Origin of the sequence: Gilliamella sp. B3022 (genome assembly GCF_028751545.1) — a bacterium.
In the GTDB taxonomy this organism is placed as follows: domain Bacteria; phylum Pseudomonadota; class Gammaproteobacteria; order Enterobacterales; family Orbaceae; genus Gilliamella.
Window position 1 is genome coordinate 744,766 of sequence record NZ_CP071867.1, and the last position, 15,897, is coordinate 760,662.

At 35.4% G+C, this 15,897-nt stretch carries 13 protein-coding genes and 4 tRNA genes; 2 read left to right on the plus strand and 15 right to left on the minus strand.

The features are described 5' to 3' along the window. Positions 1-65 precede the first annotated feature (65 nt). The 8 genes from tuf to J4T76_RS03265 form a co-directional block, all read right to left on the minus strand. Entirely contained in the window at positions 66-1,250 is a 1,185-nt protein-coding gene (gene tuf, locus J4T76_RS03230) for an elongation factor Tu (RefSeq protein ID WP_267342169.1), read from the minus strand. 184 nt (positions 1,251-1,434) lie between these two features. Then, a tRNA-Thr gene (locus J4T76_RS03235) sits at positions 1,435-1,510 on the minus strand. Between the two features lie 3 nt (positions 1,511-1,513). Further along, positions 1,514-1,588, minus strand: a tRNA-Gly gene (locus tag J4T76_RS03240). Between the two features lie 57 nt (positions 1,589-1,645). Next, positions 1,646-1,730 (minus strand) — tRNA-Tyr (locus J4T76_RS03245). 33 nt (positions 1,731-1,763) lie between these two features. Beyond that, positions 1,764-1,839 (minus strand) — tRNA-Thr (locus J4T76_RS03250). A 153-nt stretch (positions 1,840-1,992) separates the two neighbouring features. Further along, positions 1,993-4,689 carry a bifunctional acetaldehyde-CoA/alcohol dehydrogenase gene (adhE, locus tag J4T76_RS03255; protein WP_267356111.1) on the minus strand — a complete coding sequence of 899 codons (2,697 nt, stop codon included), beginning with the start codon at positions 4,687-4,689 and terminating at the stop codon, positions 1,993-1,995. 317 nt (positions 4,690-5,006) lie between these two features. After that, a complete protein-coding gene (gene tcdA / locus J4T76_RS03260; protein WP_267341688.1) occupies positions 5,007-5,810 on the minus strand; it encodes a tRNA cyclic N6-threonylcarbamoyladenosine(37) synthase TcdA in 804 nt (267 codons plus the stop codon). Between the two features lie 283 nt (positions 5,811-6,093). Then, entirely contained in the window at positions 6,094-6,657 is a 564-nt protein-coding gene (locus J4T76_RS03265) for a hypothetical protein (protein ID WP_267341687.1), read from the minus strand. Positions 6,658-7,011: 354 nt separating this feature from the next. On the opposite strand from J4T76_RS03265, the gene J4T76_RS03270 reads away from it, so the two are divergent. Beyond that, positions 7,012-8,016 carry a dihydroxyacetone kinase subunit DhaK gene (locus J4T76_RS03270; RefSeq protein WP_267341685.1) on the plus strand — a complete coding sequence of 335 codons (1,005 nt, stop codon included), beginning with the start codon at positions 7,012-7,014 and terminating at the stop codon, positions 8,014-8,016. A gap of 1 nt (position 8,017) precedes the next feature. After that, the gene (gene dhaL, locus J4T76_RS03275; protein ID WP_267341683.1) at positions 8,018-8,647 is read left to right on the plus strand and encodes a dihydroxyacetone kinase subunit DhaL; all 630 of its coding nucleotides are present in this window, start codon (positions 8,018-8,020) and stop codon (positions 8,645-8,647) included. 185 nt (positions 8,648-8,832) lie between these two features. Here dhaL and J4T76_RS03280 read toward each other — a convergent pair whose 3' ends face one another. From J4T76_RS03280 to J4T76_RS03310, 7 genes are all read right to left on the minus strand, one after another. Beyond that, positions 8,833-9,495: a class II aldolase/adducin family protein gene (locus J4T76_RS03280; protein ID WP_267355006.1), complete on the minus strand. Its 663-nt coding sequence runs from the start codon at positions 9,493-9,495 to the stop codon at positions 8,833-8,835. A gap of 28 nt (positions 9,496-9,523) precedes the next feature. Continuing rightward, positions 9,524-11,629: a BglG family transcription antiterminator gene (locus J4T76_RS03285; protein WP_267341681.1), complete on the minus strand. Its 2,106-nt coding sequence runs from the start codon at positions 11,627-11,629 to the stop codon at positions 9,524-9,526. 47 nt (positions 11,630-11,676) lie between these two features. Further along, positions 11,677-13,056 (minus strand): PTS galactitol transporter subunit IIC, encoded by a 1,380-nt coding sequence (locus J4T76_RS03290; protein WP_267341679.1) that lies wholly within the window; start codon positions 13,054-13,056, stop codon positions 11,677-11,679. Between the two features lie 9 nt (positions 13,057-13,065). Further along, positions 13,066-13,344 carry a PTS sugar transporter subunit IIB gene (locus tag J4T76_RS03295; protein WP_267341677.1) on the minus strand — a complete coding sequence of 93 codons (279 nt, stop codon included), beginning with the start codon at positions 13,342-13,344 and terminating at the stop codon, positions 13,066-13,068. A 9-nt stretch (positions 13,345-13,353) separates the two neighbouring features. Further along, the gene (locus tag J4T76_RS03300) at positions 13,354-13,845 is read right to left on the minus strand and encodes a PTS sugar transporter subunit IIA (protein WP_267356113.1); all 492 of its coding nucleotides are present in this window, start codon (positions 13,843-13,845) and stop codon (positions 13,354-13,356) included. Positions 13,846-14,137: 292 nt separating this feature from the next. After that, positions 14,138-15,493, minus strand: a complete 1,356-nt coding sequence (locus J4T76_RS03305; RefSeq protein WP_267356115.1) for a PFL family protein — start codon at positions 15,491-15,493, stop codon at positions 14,138-14,140. A gap of 34 nt (positions 15,494-15,527) precedes the next feature. Next, entirely contained in the window at positions 15,528-15,797 is a 270-nt protein-coding gene (locus J4T76_RS03310) for an ACT domain-containing protein (protein WP_267341672.1), read from the minus strand. Between the last annotated feature and the right edge of the window lie 100 nt (positions 15,798-15,897).

Consider the following 15,897-nt stretch of genomic DNA (forward strand, 5'->3'; position numbering starts at 1 on the left):
TGCTAAACAGACCAGATAAGAAAGGGCATCAAAAGACACCCTTTCTATGGTAGCGAATAACTTAATTATTTAATAACCTTAGCAACAACACCAGCACCAACAGTACGACCACCTTCACGGATAGCAAAGCGTAAGCCTTCTGCCATTGCGATTGGGTGAATTAATGATACAGTCATTTTGATGTTATCACCTGGCATTACCATCTCTACGCCTTCTGGTAACTCGATTGTTCCAGTTACGTCAGTTGTACGGAAGTAGAACTGTGGACGGTAGCCTTTGAAGAATGGAGTATGACGACCACCTTCATCTTTACTTAGAATATATACTTCTGATTCGAAATCAGTATGTGGTGTGATTGAGCCTGGTTTTGCTAATACTTGACCACGTTCGATTTCTTCACGTTTTGTACCACGTAGTAAGACACCAACGTTTTCACCCGCACGACCTTCGTCTAGCAATTTACGGAACATTTCAACGCCAGTACAAGTTGTTTTTGTTGTTGGTTTGATACCAACGATTTCAACTTCTTCACCAACTTTGATTACACCACGTTCTACACGACCTGTTACCACTGTACCACGTCCTGAAATTGAGAACACGTCTTCAATTGGAAGTAGGAATGGTTTATCGATATCACGCTCTGGTTCCGGGATATAGCTGTCTAAAGCTTCAGCTAATTCAACAATTTTTTCTTCCCATGCTGCATCGCCTTCTAACGCTTTTAACGCTGAACCACGAATGACTGGAGTGTCATCACCTGGGAAATCGTATTGAGATAGAAGTTCACGTACTTCCATTTCAACTAATTCTAATAATTCTTCATCATCAACCATATCGCATTTGTTTAAAAATACGATGATGTATGGAACACCTACTTGACGACCTAAAAGAATGTGCTCACGAGTTTGTGGCATAGGACCATCTGTTGCTGCTACTACTAAGATAGCACCGTCCATTTGTGCCGCACCAGTGATCATGTTTTTAACATAGTCAGCATGGCCCGGGCAGTCTACGTGTGCGTAGTGACGAGTCGGGGTATCGTATTCAACGTGTGAAGTGTTGATGGTGATACCACGTGCTTTTTCTTCTGGTGCATTATCGATTTGATCGAATGCACGTGCTTGACCGCCGTATTTTTTAGAAAGTACAGAAGTAATTGCTGCTGTTAAAGTTGTTTTACCATGGTCAACGTGGCCGATTGTACCAACGTTAACGTGGGGTTTTGTACGTTCAAATTTTTCTTTAGACATTGATTGTCCCTCAAATGTAATACAAATCGGTGGTGAATCACCACATTAACCAAGTATCATATTAAATTATCAACATAATACTAACTTAAAATTAGCTCTGAATAATAACAGATAAAGCTGTATAGTGACAAGCTTTAAAGCAGGCAAATTCGATATTTTTAGAAGTTTAGGAGAATAACAAGAATGGTGCTGATAGGCAGATTTGAACTGCCGACCTCACCCTTACCAAGGGTGCGCTCTACCAACTGAGCTATATCAGCAATTGGAGCGGGCAGCGGGAATCGAACCCGCATCATCAGCTTGGAAGGCTGAGGTAATAGCCATTATACGATGCCCGCATGTTCAAACTCGGCTACCTAAATGCTTCGATTAGCTATTGCTAATATCAGATTACATGGTGGTGGGGGAAGGATTCGAACCTTCGAAGTGTGACACGGCAGATTTACAGTCTGCTCCCTTTGGCCGCTCGGGAACCCCACCCCGAATCTTTATTAATTTGTCTACTTAGGAAAATGGTGCCGGCTGCCGGAATCGAACTGGCGACCTACTGATTACAAGTCAGTTGCTCTACCTACTGAGCTAAGCCGGCCTAAGTGCTGCGCATTATGTACTAGAACATTTAACCTTGCAAGCAAAAAAAACAAATTTTATTTTGTTTGCTTAAAAATAAATCAAAAAATACAAAAAAGCCTGAAATTTAGGCTATTTCAGGCTTTTTTTAGATCAAAAATAATGTATTAAATTATTTCTTTTTTGACGCTTTTTTCTTAGTAATTGCTACGCCTTTGGCTGCTGTATGTACAGCAACTTCCTCGCTAATATCTCCATTATCTTGATATGCACGACCATAATATGTATCAAGTAGGATTTGTTTTAATTCAGCAATTAGAGGATAACGTGGATTAGCACCCGTACATTGGTCATCAAAGGCATCAACAGCAAGTTGATCCACTTGGGCCAAGAAGGTCTTTTCATCCACACCAAACTCTTTAATTGAGAATGGAATATCAAGTTCTTTTCTTAATTGATCTAACCAACCAATTAATTTCTCAACTTTCTTCTCATCTTTATCAGCTACAGCAGTTAAACCTAAATGATCAGCTATCTCAGCATAACGGCTAACAGCTTTAGGATAACCATATTGGCTAAAGGTGCCTTGTTTAGTAGGTTTATTGGTTGCGTTAAAACGCACCACATTACTAATTAGCATTGCATTTGCCACCCCATGAGGAATATGGAATGCAGCACCAATCTTATGCGCCATAGAGTGACAAACACCTAAAAATGCTTGAGCAAAAGCAACACCAGCTAATGTTGCAGCACTATGTACTTTTTCTCGAGCCAGTGGATTTTTAGCCCCTTCTTTATAGCTAGCAGGTAAATAAGCTTTTAACATGCTTAATGCTTGTAATGCTTGCCCATCAGAAAACTCCGTTGCCATAATTGAAACATAAGCTTCTAAAGCATGAGTTACTGCATCATAACCACCCGCAGCACAAAGTGATTTTGGCATATTCATTACTAAGTTAGCATCAACAATAGCCATGTTTGGAGTAATTGCATAATCAGCTAAAGGATATTTTTGACCAGTAGCATCATCAGTAACTACAGCAAAAGGAGTCACTTCAGAACCTGTACCAGAAGTGGTTGTAACACAAATTAGTTTCGCTTTTTTACCCATATTAGGGAAATGGCAGGTACGTTTACGAATATCCATAAAGCGTAATGCTAGCTCATCAAATTTGGTCTCAGGGTGTTCATAAAGAACCCACATAATTTTAGCCGCATCCATTGGTGAACCACCACCTAAAGCAATAACAGTATCAGGTTGGAAGGATGTCATTGATTCAGTACCCTTTCGAACCACACTTAACGTTGGATCGGCTTCAACATCATAAAATGTTTCACAGATAACGCCTTGCGATTCTAATTGATCAGTGATTTGTTTTGAGTAACCATTGTTAAATAAGAATTTATCGGTTACTAAAAATACTCGTTTTGCGCCTTGTTCGACAACTTCACTTAAAGCAACAGGCAATGAGCCCCGTTTAAAATAGATAGAACTTGGTAATTTGTGCCATAACATGTTTTCTGCTCTCTTAGCGATGGTTTTTTTGTTTAGTAAGTGTTTCGGTCCAACATTTTCAGATACCGAGTTTCCACCCCAAGAACCACAACCTAATGTTAAAGATGGCGCTAAATCGAAGTTATACAAATCACCAATACCACCATGAGCAGCTGGTTGATTAATTAAAATACGGCAAGTTTTCATCTTACTGCCAAAATAATCAATACGATCACGGTTGCTATCTTGATCTGTATAAAGTACAGAGGTATGACCCATCCCCCCCATTTCTACTAATTTTTCCGCTTTCTCAACTGCTTCAGTAAAATCTTTTGCTCTAAACATTGCTAAAGTAGGGGAAAGTTTTTCATGCGCAAATGGCTCAGATAAATCAACTTTAGTTACTTCACCAACAAGTACTTTTGAACCTACCGGAGCTTTAAATCCTGCTAATTCTGCAATTTTAATAGCTGGTTGACCTACAATATTAGCATTTAAAGCGCCTTTATCATTCAATATAATGCCTTGTACTGCTCTAGTTTCTTTAGCATTTAAAACGTATGCACCATATTCTGATAATAAACTACGCACTTCATCATAAACAGAGTCAACTACAACGATCGCTTGTTCTGACGCACAAATCATACCATTATCGAATGTTTTAGACATCAGTACTGAAGCAACAGCTCGTTTCAAATCTGCCGTTTCATCAATAATTACTGGCGTATTACCTGCTCCAACACCTAGTGCTGGTTTACCAGAGCTGTATGCCGCTTTGACCATACCTGGTCCACCAGTCGCTAAAATAGCTGCAATATCATCATGATGCATCAAAGCATTAGACAATTCGATAGATGGCTCATCAATCCAACCAATAATATCTTTCGGTGCACCAGCTTTAATTGCGGCATTTAATACAATTTTGGCTGCTTCGATAGTGGATTTTTTTGCTCGAGGGTGAGGTGAAAAGACAATAGCATTGCGAGTTTTTAAACTGATTAACGATTTGAAAATTGCGGTAGAAGTTGGGTTGGTAGTTGGGACGATACCACAAATGATGCCCAAAGGTTCTGCTAAGGTAATAGTGCCAAATGGTTCGTTTTCAGCCACTACGCCACACGTTTTATCGTGACGATATTTATTTAATATATACTCTGCGGCAAAAAGATTTTTTATTACTTTATCTTCAACAATTCCCATTCCTGATTCTGCAACTGCTTGTTGTGCGAGAGGGATTCGAGCTGCGGCGGCCGCTGTTGCTGCTGCTACGAAGATTTTGTCGACTTGCTCTTGAGTATAATTTGAATAAGTTTCTTGTGCTTTCTTCACACGAGTCATTAACTCATTTAACTCATTCATATTAGTTACTGCCATAGATTTCTCCTTGAAATATAAAAAATAAACCGGGATCGTTTGGCGTCTTCCTTGAAACTTTTTAATGCTTAGACATAATTACAAAACGAAATTGGCATTATCGTAAATCAGATTTGCGCTTTATACAATAATATATGAACAAAAAAAAAGATTGTTTTTTAAATCAATAGATATATTTAGACTTTTAGAAGGTAAATAAAGAAAAATATTTACAATAGGAACTCAAAAGACAATTATTTTTAGTCAAACGTTAATTGTCCTTTAAAAGAATTTATTTTAAAAAAATAAAAACTATTTTTTTAAATTGAGAGAGAGAATCATATGTTACATAATTTGTTCAATACATAACTCACAGCAACAAAACCAAACGTTGCTGTTACCGTTGTTATTGCTCCGAATCCTGATTCACAGTCCATTTTTTTATTACTGTCGGCTTGATTTTTAGCAAAACAAATCTGACCATTTTTAGTTGGATAAGTTAGCTGCTCAGTCGAAAATACGCAAGGGATGGAATATTTACCTTTACTGTCTTTATTAAGCTTATAATCATTTTTTAACTTTTCGCGTAATTTAGCCGCTAAAGGATCTTGAATGGTTTTTGCTAGATCAACAATCTTTATTTGTGTAGGATCTTTTTGACCTCCTGCCCCCCCTATTGTAATCATTTTTAATTTTTGACGCTTACAATAAGCAAGGACAGCTGCTTTATCACGAACGCTATCAATTGCATCGATAATATAATCATATCGTGGATTTTGTTTCGTTCCCAAATATTGGCTAACATTATCAATATTAATAAAATCATCGATTTCATTGACAATACATTCAGGATTAATTTGCAAAATTCGTTCTGCCATGACGGATGTTTTAGGTTTGCCAATATTAGATTTTAATGCGTGAATCTGACGATTAGTATTAGTAACACACACATCATCCATATCAATTAAGGTAATTTGCCCTATACCACTACGCGCGAGTGATTCAGCAACCCAAGAACCTACTCCGCCAATACCAATCACACAGACATGTGCACGAGAAAAAAAAGTTAATGCAGACTCACCATATAATCGTGCAACTCCGCTAAAACGTTGAAAATAAGATTCTGAAAATGTGTTTTGCATAATTACCATTCATCTATCAAATTATGCCAGCATACTAACAGCGCATAGATTCAAGCGCAATATGTTAACCAATCTCAATAGATGGTCTCCTCTACATGAGTAATAATCCTAAAATAGATGTTTAATTCTAACCGTTTCTCCATTATTTTTAGTATTTATTGTTACTCAACTGCTTTTTTTAAAGCTATTAATAACTTTTTAATTACTGTCCTTTTATAAAGGTGAGAACATTTACTTTTATTGTGGTTAGTTCTCGTCAAAATACGAATACAATCACAAATGATTATTTAGCAAAATTGATTAATTCATCAACCAGTTGCTGTGGTTCAATGGGGTTTATGATATCAAAAAAATCAGTATTTTTAGTATTGAGTCGATAGACTAAAGATTTTATTGTTACTAAACTGTTAGCCTCATCAAATTGTTGGACAAGAATATAACGTCTGTTTAATCTGGAATCAATACCATCAATATATTTGACGTTATTATAAAGTTTGATTTCTGGTTTTGGATTACCACGCGTTTTAGCTTGCCCAAGAAATATTTGCATGGCCTCTTTTTCATTAGCGACAACTTCATTAATAATTAAAATTCTTGCGTCATTCAAATCATTACTATAAAGCACGACATAATTATCAGTGAAATTCTGGATATTATTAGAATTGAACGCTTCAGTTTTTTCAAAATCGATAGTAAAAAATCGACTTTTCTCTGGTAACTTAAATTTTGACAAGACTTTATCAGATGATTGAATTGAAATTTCATCCGTTTTAGGTACAGATAACGCTTGATTAGTTGGCATGTTTATTAAAATGCATGCAGTAAAGATCGCTCCAAGATTTTTCATACTCTCTACTCTATTTATTCATCAAATCATCATGCTTGAAAATCGATTATAACCTTATTGTGCAAGTTAGCAATTTATATGAGAATCCCTTAACAAAAATTTTTCTAATATCAAACCAATGATTTAAATAAATTTTATCTTATTGAATTAATAATGTTTTTACACAAATACACCTATAACCTCAAACTTTTTTACAAACAGATGTTGTATTTTATTAAATAAATGGTTGAAAAGGTTGCTTCCTATGATGAGCAACCAAAGGGATATTATTTGTCATTAAATGTGTTCGTTTGATTTTTTAGTTTTACCTACAATAAATGCCATTAAACATGAACAATTAAAGAGGAAAAATCAATGCGTAAGCCTAAAAAATTACTTAATGATCCAAATAACATAAGGCAAGAAGTCATGCAAGGATTGGTCTATGCCTATAATGGTAAATTAACGGCTATTTCAGATTATTGTGCTGTTTATGGTAACCATATCTCAAACAAACAAGTGGTAGTTATTTCAGGAGGCGGTAGTGGTCATGAACCAACTTTTGCCGGTTTTATTGGTGAAGGAGGCATTGATGGTTGCGCATTAGGAGAAGTATTTACTTCACCATCACCAGACCAAATAATTGAACTCACGAAAGCCATTGAAAATGGTAAAGGTGTCCTTTTTTTATATGGTAACTATTCAGGTGACGGGATGAATTTTGATATTTCAGCCGAATTATTAGCGGAACAAAACATTGTCACTAAAACTGTTCGAGCAACCGATGATATTGCCTCTGCTCCTTTATCCAAGCTTTCTAACCGCCGTGGTGTAGCCGGTATTATGTTTTTATATAAAATTGCAGGTGCTGCATCTCAATTTGAGAAATACCATCTTGAAAATCTTTATCAAGTTGTATCAAAAGCTAACGTTAATGTTCGCACTATAGGTGTCGCACTTGATGGCTGTGCTTTACCTCAATCAAATAATTTTAATTTTGCATTGGATGAAAATGAAATCGAAATTGGGATAGGTATTCATGGTGAGGCAGGATTACATCGACAAGCTATGACACCAAGTGATGAAGTGGTCAAAGAGATGATAGATCGCCTGTGTGATGATTTACCTTTTCAAACAGGAGATCGTGTATGCGTACTGATTAACAATTTAGGGGCACTTAGTAATACAGAACTATTAGTGGTAACACGCAAAGTCGGAATTGAACTTAATAACCGAGGTATTATCAGCCACGATATTGCTGTCGGGCATTTTTGTACATCACTTGAAATGTCAGGTTTTTCAATCTCACTAATGAAATTAGATGATGAATTGCAACGTCTTTATGATCTACCTTGTCAAACTCTTGGATGGAGAAAATAAAATGAATTTATCACACATTCGTAAAATAATGTTGTTTACTGCTCAAAGAATGGTCGAAATCGAACCAGAATTAACAGCTTTAGATCAGATAATTGGTGACGGTGATCATGGAATTGGGATAAAACGAGGATTCACATCTATCATTGAATTACTCCATGATGAGAATTTTCAACCTGAAGATATAGGTGATTTATTTACCCAAATTGGCACAAAATTAATGACAAGTATGGGCGGAGCTTCAGGTGCTATATTTGGAACATTATTTAGGACAGGCGGAAAAAGTATTGCTGGCACGATGGAATTAAACTCTGAACTCTTCGCTAAATTTCTTAATTCCGGTTGGCAAGGAGTATATCAACGTGGTAATGCAGAACCAGGAGATAAAACGATGGTAGATGCATTAGCAGCAGGTGCAAAAGCAGCCAATGAATTAACTTCACTTACACTTAATGAAGCGTTACCAACAATTGCTAAATCAGCAATGGAAGGCGCAGAAAAAACCAAACAAATGATTGCGGTATTTGGGCGGGCTAAAAATTTAGGCGACCGTACGATTGGGCATATGGATCCTGGGTCGGTTTCAATGGCATATATTTTAAAATACATGAATGAATGTATTCAAATGCAATAAATAACATAATCCGCTGGTCATCGGCGGATTTAAATAAATCACATTGAGTAAAAACATTTTATAAAACTCCTATTGAGTAACAATAAAAAAGATCTTTCAGTTAATAGTATCAAAATAAATGAAAACATCTGCATTTTATAACGTAATGTTGAATTATTACGTTATAAAATAAAGAATATTAAACATTAGTTTTTAAATTTGATTTGTGAAGGATACGCCCAGTTTTGTAACTCTTCTGGTGGAAAACCGCCTGGATCTTTACCATCATTGATAAGCAATGCGTGATAATAAATTTCAGCCATTTCCTCAATATAAGCAGCTTTTAAAACAGCCTCATAAGGATCTTTATCCACAGCTATAGCGCCATGTTTTTCCATTAAAATCGCATCAGCACGTTTAATGGGTTCTATAACACTATGTGAAAGTTCCGTTGTTCCTGGTCTGCCGTAAGGTGCAACAGGGATAACGCCATCTTTTAAATTAAGAATAGCACATTCATAAACGACCGCTGGAATAGGTCTTGATAAGACTGCAAATGAAGTAGCAAAAATAGAGTGAGTATGTGATACAGCAAAAATATCTTCACGAGCTTTATAAATCTCAAGGTGCATTAAACATTCACTTGTAGGTCTTAATCCTGAATCAGCTTCAATAATATTACCATCAAGATCCATCACCACAATATCCCGAATGGTTAATAATTTTTTGTCAATGGTTGTTGGTGTTACCAGCACATACCCAGTTTGTTCATCTCTAACACTTGAGTTACCAGCTTTATGTTTACATAATCCCCATTCGCTGGATTTTTGTGCCATATCAACAACCTTCTGTTTTTGAATCTCTAACATTTTATGACTCCTGTTTTTGGCAAAATATTCATTGATAGTGTGCAAACAATTTCCTAATTTCATGGCTATCGTTTGCTTTTCGTATATTTGCTGCTCCGTCATGAAGTTCTAATAATTCATTTAATTGAGCTAAAGCTTTAAGATGTTTTTGTGGATTATTGGTCGCAAGAACAACGATTAAATCTGCTTGAATGTAACCACAAATATCAATTTTCTGGGGGAATTTAAGCAACGACATGGCTACTTTATTAACACCATCATCTATTCCAGCATGAGCAATAATTAAACCATCCACCAACATAATATAAGGTTGTTCAAATTGAATTTTGTTAACCATTCTTTCAAGATAACAACGCTCAATAGATTGATTACTTAAAAGTGGCTTAGCGGCTAGTTCAAGTGCATCTTGCCATGAAAGATCGACTAATTGCGCTATATTGATATGTTCTTGTTGCATTAAATCAGCAAGCGATGGAATTTCCTGTTGAGTAATGCGTAAAGGATTATCATTTACTTCATCGTTATACAAATATGCGGTTAACTCTTTTTGTAAAGCTTTTCGCTCTTTTATATTACTGAACTTTTCAATAATTAACATGAGCTCTTCAACTTGAATGATGCTTGGATCAATTCCTTGTAAAGTACCGATCACCTGATTACGAAAAGCATTTTTATGAAAATTATTAACGGAAGGATTAACAATAAATAAAAGTTTATCCGTCGATAAATATGATGTTGAAAACACAATATCATAATAGTGATTATATTTTTCAAACTCACGTTTTGACATCGCATCGGAGAAATGCAATTCAGGTAGTAAGACCTGTAAAGTTAAATAAAGATAAGTTGAAACCGTTGCGCTATTTTCACAAACAACAATTGCGATTTTTTTGGTTTTAATTTGATTTATCAAACCTTCACGAGTTAACCAACCACCGAATAAAACCGTAATAAAAGCGACCTCTTCATCAGGCATGTTACCATGCAAAATTTTTTCAAATGGTGCGATGGCTTTTCGTACCATTTCATGCAAATGACCAAACTCTTGTAATACGATGTCATAGACACTATTAATATTGGTAATGTGGTAACGAATTCGATAATAGGCGGGTTTCCAATGTTGGTAAATGCGTTCAATAAGTTCACTTTTATCCTTAAAAGTAATACAGCTAATCTGCTCAAAATTATTAATCACTTCAACAGCGCTTTCCAATAAGACTGTATCTAAATGGAAATATTTATCGGATAACGTTTGGATATTTGAACTTTGCACAAGAATGGTTAAAAAAATCTGCTCATTTAAATCGGTAATACCAAATTTTTCAATCAACTTTTTCATCAGTTGAAAATCACGGCTATTAGCAACTTCAGCATAATTTTTTGGTAAATATTCAATTTTTTTATTCGATTCAATGCGCCTTAACATAAAACAAATAAAATAGGTCAGTTCTTGTAACTGCTCATCGGTAAAAATAATTTTTAATTTTTTCTCTATTTCACTAAATACTTGTCCTACTTGTTCTAATCCGCCTTGGGTAATAATATCATTTTGTTTAAAAATTTTATCTGCGATAGGCATACTGATAATTCTATGAATTAATTCCAGCAACAAATAACGCTTGTCAATTTCGTTACCGACAATTCTGTAACCATTTTCACGGTCGTAACTTATTTGAAGATGATATTGCACCATCATTATTTGTACTTTTTTTATGTCATTAATAACGGTATTTTGACTAACAGTAAGAGCGGAAGATAAATGTATCAAGGACAATCTTTCGGTTCGAGTTAATAAAAAGAACAAAAGCAAATGGACACGCTCATCTTCCGAATATATATAACGTCCGATAGTTTTGGAAACAGGTTCATCTCTAAATGTTTCAATGACATGTTTTGGTACACTAAATTTTCCTGTTTTAAAACGTTTAATTAATTCAAGATTAGAAGACTCAAGAAAATCATTAATTTTCTTAAAGGTATAACTAAGCTGTTTGCGTGTTAACCCAAATTCAGCTTGAAGTTCTACACCACTGATACTTGGATTTTGAATCAAGGCATTTAGGACAGTATGAATTCTCTTATCAACAACCATATCACAATTACCTTTTGTTCGTTGTCTGATGATCATTACCATCAGAGAGACCAAAAACTATTTCCAACGAAAGCTTAAATACTCATTTATCAATTATTTTTAGCTAAATCTTGTAGTGTTTCCCTGCGCAGCTCACGGGAATAAAAGAAATACCCGACACACCAATAGACAGCAAAAATTAAGGGTATAAAATAACCTTGCAAACATTGCCAAATAAAAGAAAACGCATAGGTAAAAATCGGTGCATCAATAGAGCTGTTTGAAATCAATTGATTGGCTGGAATATCAATTGCTTTTGTTGATAATCCTAAATCTGTAATAATAGGCGCAAATTGGGTACCAACAAATAAAAAAAATGGCACACCTATAATTGCTAAAATCACCATTCTTAAAGTATTACCTTTAGTCAAAATATAAGCTGGAACAATAAGAGCAATGTTAATAATGCCAGCAAATGGTAGAATTTTATTGCCCGGTAAAATAACTGCCCAAATTAAAGTAACCGGAATAGCAACAATTACACTAAACCAAATCTCACTAGCCCCGCCCATAAATGGCCAGTCCAAACCTACGAACAATTTCCGTCCAGAAAAACGCTTATTCATATAATCACTAATTGCTTCAGAAATTGGCGAGAGCGCTTGCATAAATAATTTAGAAATCATTGGAAATAACATCAATGCAGTAGCGGCTTGCACTCCTAACATTAAGATGGCTGCTACATCATAACCAGCAATAATTCCAAAGGTCACGCCTAATAAAAAACCAATAACATGATTTTCAGCAAAAATACCAATTTTGGCACGTAATGTTGCTGCATCCATCGGTTTATTTAAAATAGGGATTTTGCGAAGTAGCAGATCAAAAGGATAATAAATCGCACAGAAAAATAACATTCGATGGGTACACGTCACCCCAGGAATACCAGTTAATTTTTCAATACGATGTTGATTTATATCACCAGAATTGAGTTCCAATATGATTTGGAGTATGGCAATAATAAAAGCAAGAATTAATGCCACAAGAGGACCTAAAATAGGTGTAGCTACTGCGACAACAATAAATGCAGTAAAGATTTTGCCCCATACATTCCATAAATCAGCGTTAAATGTATCGGTCTTTCTTAAGACCAGCATTAAAATATTGACGCCCACTTGTAAAGGAAACATAAGAAAAGCATACGGCCAAGCCCAAGATACGTTTGCCATAGTCGTCCAACCGCCATCAACAATACTAAGCTCAATGCCTGTACGTTCCATCATTGTTTGTGCAGCTGAGCCAATGGCACCAACCATAAAACCAATCAACATACTCATACCCACAAATGCAACACCTAGCGTAATAGCGGCTGATGCGTCTTCTCTAAATTTCATTCGTACAATTAAGCCAGCAATAAGCATAATGAAAGGTACAAAGACTGGAGCACCTAAATTTAAAATATAATTTATCATTGTTGCAAGAAAGTCCATAATGCACTCCTATTTACAGGCATCGATAATTTTTTGTAACTCAGCTTCCATATTTATTCCCGTTAAAAATGCAATGCCATTAATTACTGGGATAGGATATTGTTTTTCAATTTTGGTTATCGCTATGTATGCCGCGCTATTTTTGATGTGAGCATCAACCGATTTTAGATCGACAACTTCGACCTTTATGTCATCAAGATTTCGTTCTTTTAATAAACGTGTAACTTTACTTGCAACAGTTTGAGATGTAGCAACTCCACTGCCACATGCAACAATAACTTTTTTCATATTGCCTCCTTATAGATTAATATTCGACGTTAGTAATGTAAAAACTTCATGTTTGTTTTTTGCATGAAAAAGCGACTCTAAAAAACCTGAATTGACAAAGTGGGACATTAATTTTTGTAACAAATCAATATGTCCATTTTTTTCATTAAATCCAAGTAAAAAAACAAAATTAGCATTTAAAACATGGTCGTTATTTGCCATTTCACACCATGGAATGGTTCCTTTGAGTCGAGTAAAAAAGATAAATGGCTTAATCACATGTTCAATGTCAGTATGAGGCATAGCAACGATATAAGGTTCAGTAGGTAAAGCGGTTGGGAATGAAGATTCTCTTTTTTTAATTGCCTCTAAGAAGGAGTGAGTAACATACTTTTTCTTTTTTAAGACAGAAAATGTGAATTCAAAAAATTGATTTGTATTTTGGAAGTCTTTATCTAAAAGAATCAAATCTTCAAAAAAAATTTGGTCGCTAGATTCATTCCCCATTTCATCCTCCATCATTCTGTGATCATCAAATTTTAAAATACTGATTGTTGGCTATTGCTTGAATTAAATAAGTACTGTTTAGATGTGATTGATTTTAGGAAATAAAAATAAAAGACACGAATGGATTTGATACCAAAAAGTCGCCATGATATTGCACATCATAGGGAGCGTTATAACTTCAGTGATAATAATTTTACCAAGCGAGTAAAAGATATTTCTGAAGGAAGAATAGAATATAAATCGGTTGACTTCCGTCTGCTTTTTACAGACGGTGTATAATATAAACAACCAATTTATTAAAAATGAATTAATTTTTAAATGAATGAATTGGAGCCGGAATTCGTCCACCACGATGGATAAAATCACTAGAGGAATATTTATTGACTGACATCACAGGTGCATGCCCAAGTAACCCACCGAATTCAATATTATCTCCGACTTTTAGACCAACCGCTGGAATAATTCGCACCGCGGTAGTTTTGTGATTAATAACACCAATAGCAGCTTCATCAGCGATAATTGCCGAAATGGTTTCAGCTGGAGTATCACCAGGAATGGCTATCATATCAAGCCCTACTGAGCAAACACACGTCATAGCCTCAAGTTTTTCCAAATTTAATGCGCCATTATTTACTGCATCAATCATCCCCGCATCTTCCGATACAGGAATGAAGGCGCCACTTAAGCCCCCCACATGCCCACATGCCATTACACCACCTTTTTTAACTGCATCATTTAGCATAGCCAGTGCTGCAATTGTTCCATGAGTGCCAACAGCTTCTAATCCCATTTCCTCTAAAATATGGGCAACAGAATCACCAATAGCAGGAGTTGGCGCTAAAGATAAATCAACAATACCAAATTTTACGCCTAAACGCTCTGATGCTTCTTTACCAACAAGCTGTCCCATTCGAGTAATTTTAAATGCGGTTTTTTTGATCGTTTCAGCAACAACATCAAACGGCTCACCTTTCACTTTTTCAAGCGCTCGTTTAACGACACCAGGACCACTGACCCCCACATTAATGACACAATCGGCTTCACCGACACCATGAAATGCCCCAGCCATAAAAGGATTGTCTTCAACCGCATTAGCAAATACCACTAATTTAGCACATGCCATACTGCTATTATCGGCTGTTAATGCCGCAGCTTCTTTAATGATCTGCCCCATTAATTTTACAGCATTCATGTTGATGCCTGTTTGCGTAGAGCCGATATTAACTGATGAACAGACTCTTTCTGTTTGTGCTAATGCTTGAGGAATTGATTTAATTAGAATTTCATCACCTTTATGGCATCCTTTTTGTACCAACGCTGAAAAACCACCAATAAAGTTAACCCCCACAGCTTTAGCTGCTGCATCAAGCGTTTTAGCAAATTCAACATAATCTTTATCGTCACTCGCTCCAGCAATTAACGAAATAGGGGTAACTGAAATGCGTTTATTAATAATTGGAATGCCAAATTCTGAAGTAATTTCATCCCCAACTTTAACCAGATTTTTAGCTAATCGCGTAATTTTTTTATAGATTTTTTGACGTGCTTTTTCACCATCACTGTCAATACAATCCAGAAGTGAAATACCCATGGTAATTGTACGAATATCGAGTTTTTCTTCCTCAATCATTTTAATCGTTTCGAGGATTTGTTTGGTTTCCATAAGTATTATCCTTTAATAAAGTACAAAATTTAAATTATAAATGATGCATTGCATCAAAAATTTCTTCCCGTTGAATATTCACTTTTACTTTTAGATTGTCGCCCGTTTGAGTCAATGCAGTCTTCACATCATCAAATGACATATCAATTTTCGATAAATCCAATAACATAATCATGGTAAAATATTCACCCATAATCGTTTGACTTACATCTAAAATGTTAATATTTAACTCATATAACTTCTGACTGATACCTGCAATAATCCCCGTTCGATCTTTACCGATTACCGTTAAAATAGTTTTCATAACACTCCCGCACAAATTTTACACAATCAAAAGACATTTCCTAAGCTAATTATAATAACATCTTCAAAAATTATCGAAATAGGAGTAGATTATTTTTTTA

Bases quoted from the DNA above. Each gene is read 5' to 3' on its own strand.
- tuf (WP_267342169.1), bottom strand. From the start codon at position 1,250: ATGTCTAAAGAAAAATTTGAACGTACAAAACCCCACGTTAACGTTGGT.
- adhE (WP_267356111.1), bottom strand. From the start codon at position 4,689: ATGGCAGTAACTAATATGAATGAGTTAAATGAGTTAATGACTCGTGTG.
- tcdA (WP_267341688.1), bottom strand. From the start codon at position 5,810: ATGCAAAACACATTTTCAGAATCTTATTTTCAACGTTTTAGCGGAGTT.
- J4T76_RS03265 (WP_267341687.1), bottom strand. From the start codon at position 6,657: ATGAAAAATCTTGGAGCGATCTTTACTGCATGCATTTTAATAAACATG.
- J4T76_RS03270 (WP_267341685.1), top strand. From the start codon at position 7,012: ATGCGTAAGCCTAAAAAATTACTTAATGATCCAAATAACATAAGGCAA.
- dhaL (WP_267341683.1), top strand. From the start codon at position 8,018: ATGAATTTATCACACATTCGTAAAATAATGTTGTTTACTGCTCAAAGA.
- J4T76_RS03280 (WP_267355006.1), bottom strand. From the start codon at position 9,495: ATGTTAGAGATTCAAAAACAGAAGGTTGTTGATATGGCACAAAAATCC.
- J4T76_RS03285 (WP_267341681.1), bottom strand. From the start codon at position 11,629: ATGGTAATGATCATCAGACAACGAACAAAAGGTAATTGTGATATGGTT.
- J4T76_RS03290 (WP_267341679.1), bottom strand. From the start codon at position 13,056: ATGGACTTTCTTGCAACAATGATAAATTATATTTTAAATTTAGGTGCT.
- J4T76_RS03295 (WP_267341677.1), bottom strand. From the start codon at position 13,344: ATGAAAAAAGTTATTGTTGCATGTGGCAGTGGAGTTGCTACATCTCAA.
- J4T76_RS03300 (WP_267356113.1), bottom strand. From the start codon at position 13,845: ATGATGGAGGATGAAATGGGGAATGAATCTAGCGACCAAATTTTTTTT.
- J4T76_RS03305 (WP_267356115.1), bottom strand. From the start codon at position 15,493: ATGGAAACCAAACAAATCCTCGAAACGATTAAAATGATTGAGGAAGAA.
- J4T76_RS03310 (WP_267341672.1), bottom strand. From the start codon at position 15,797: ATGAAAACTATTTTAACGGTAATCGGTAAAGATCGAACGGGGATTATT.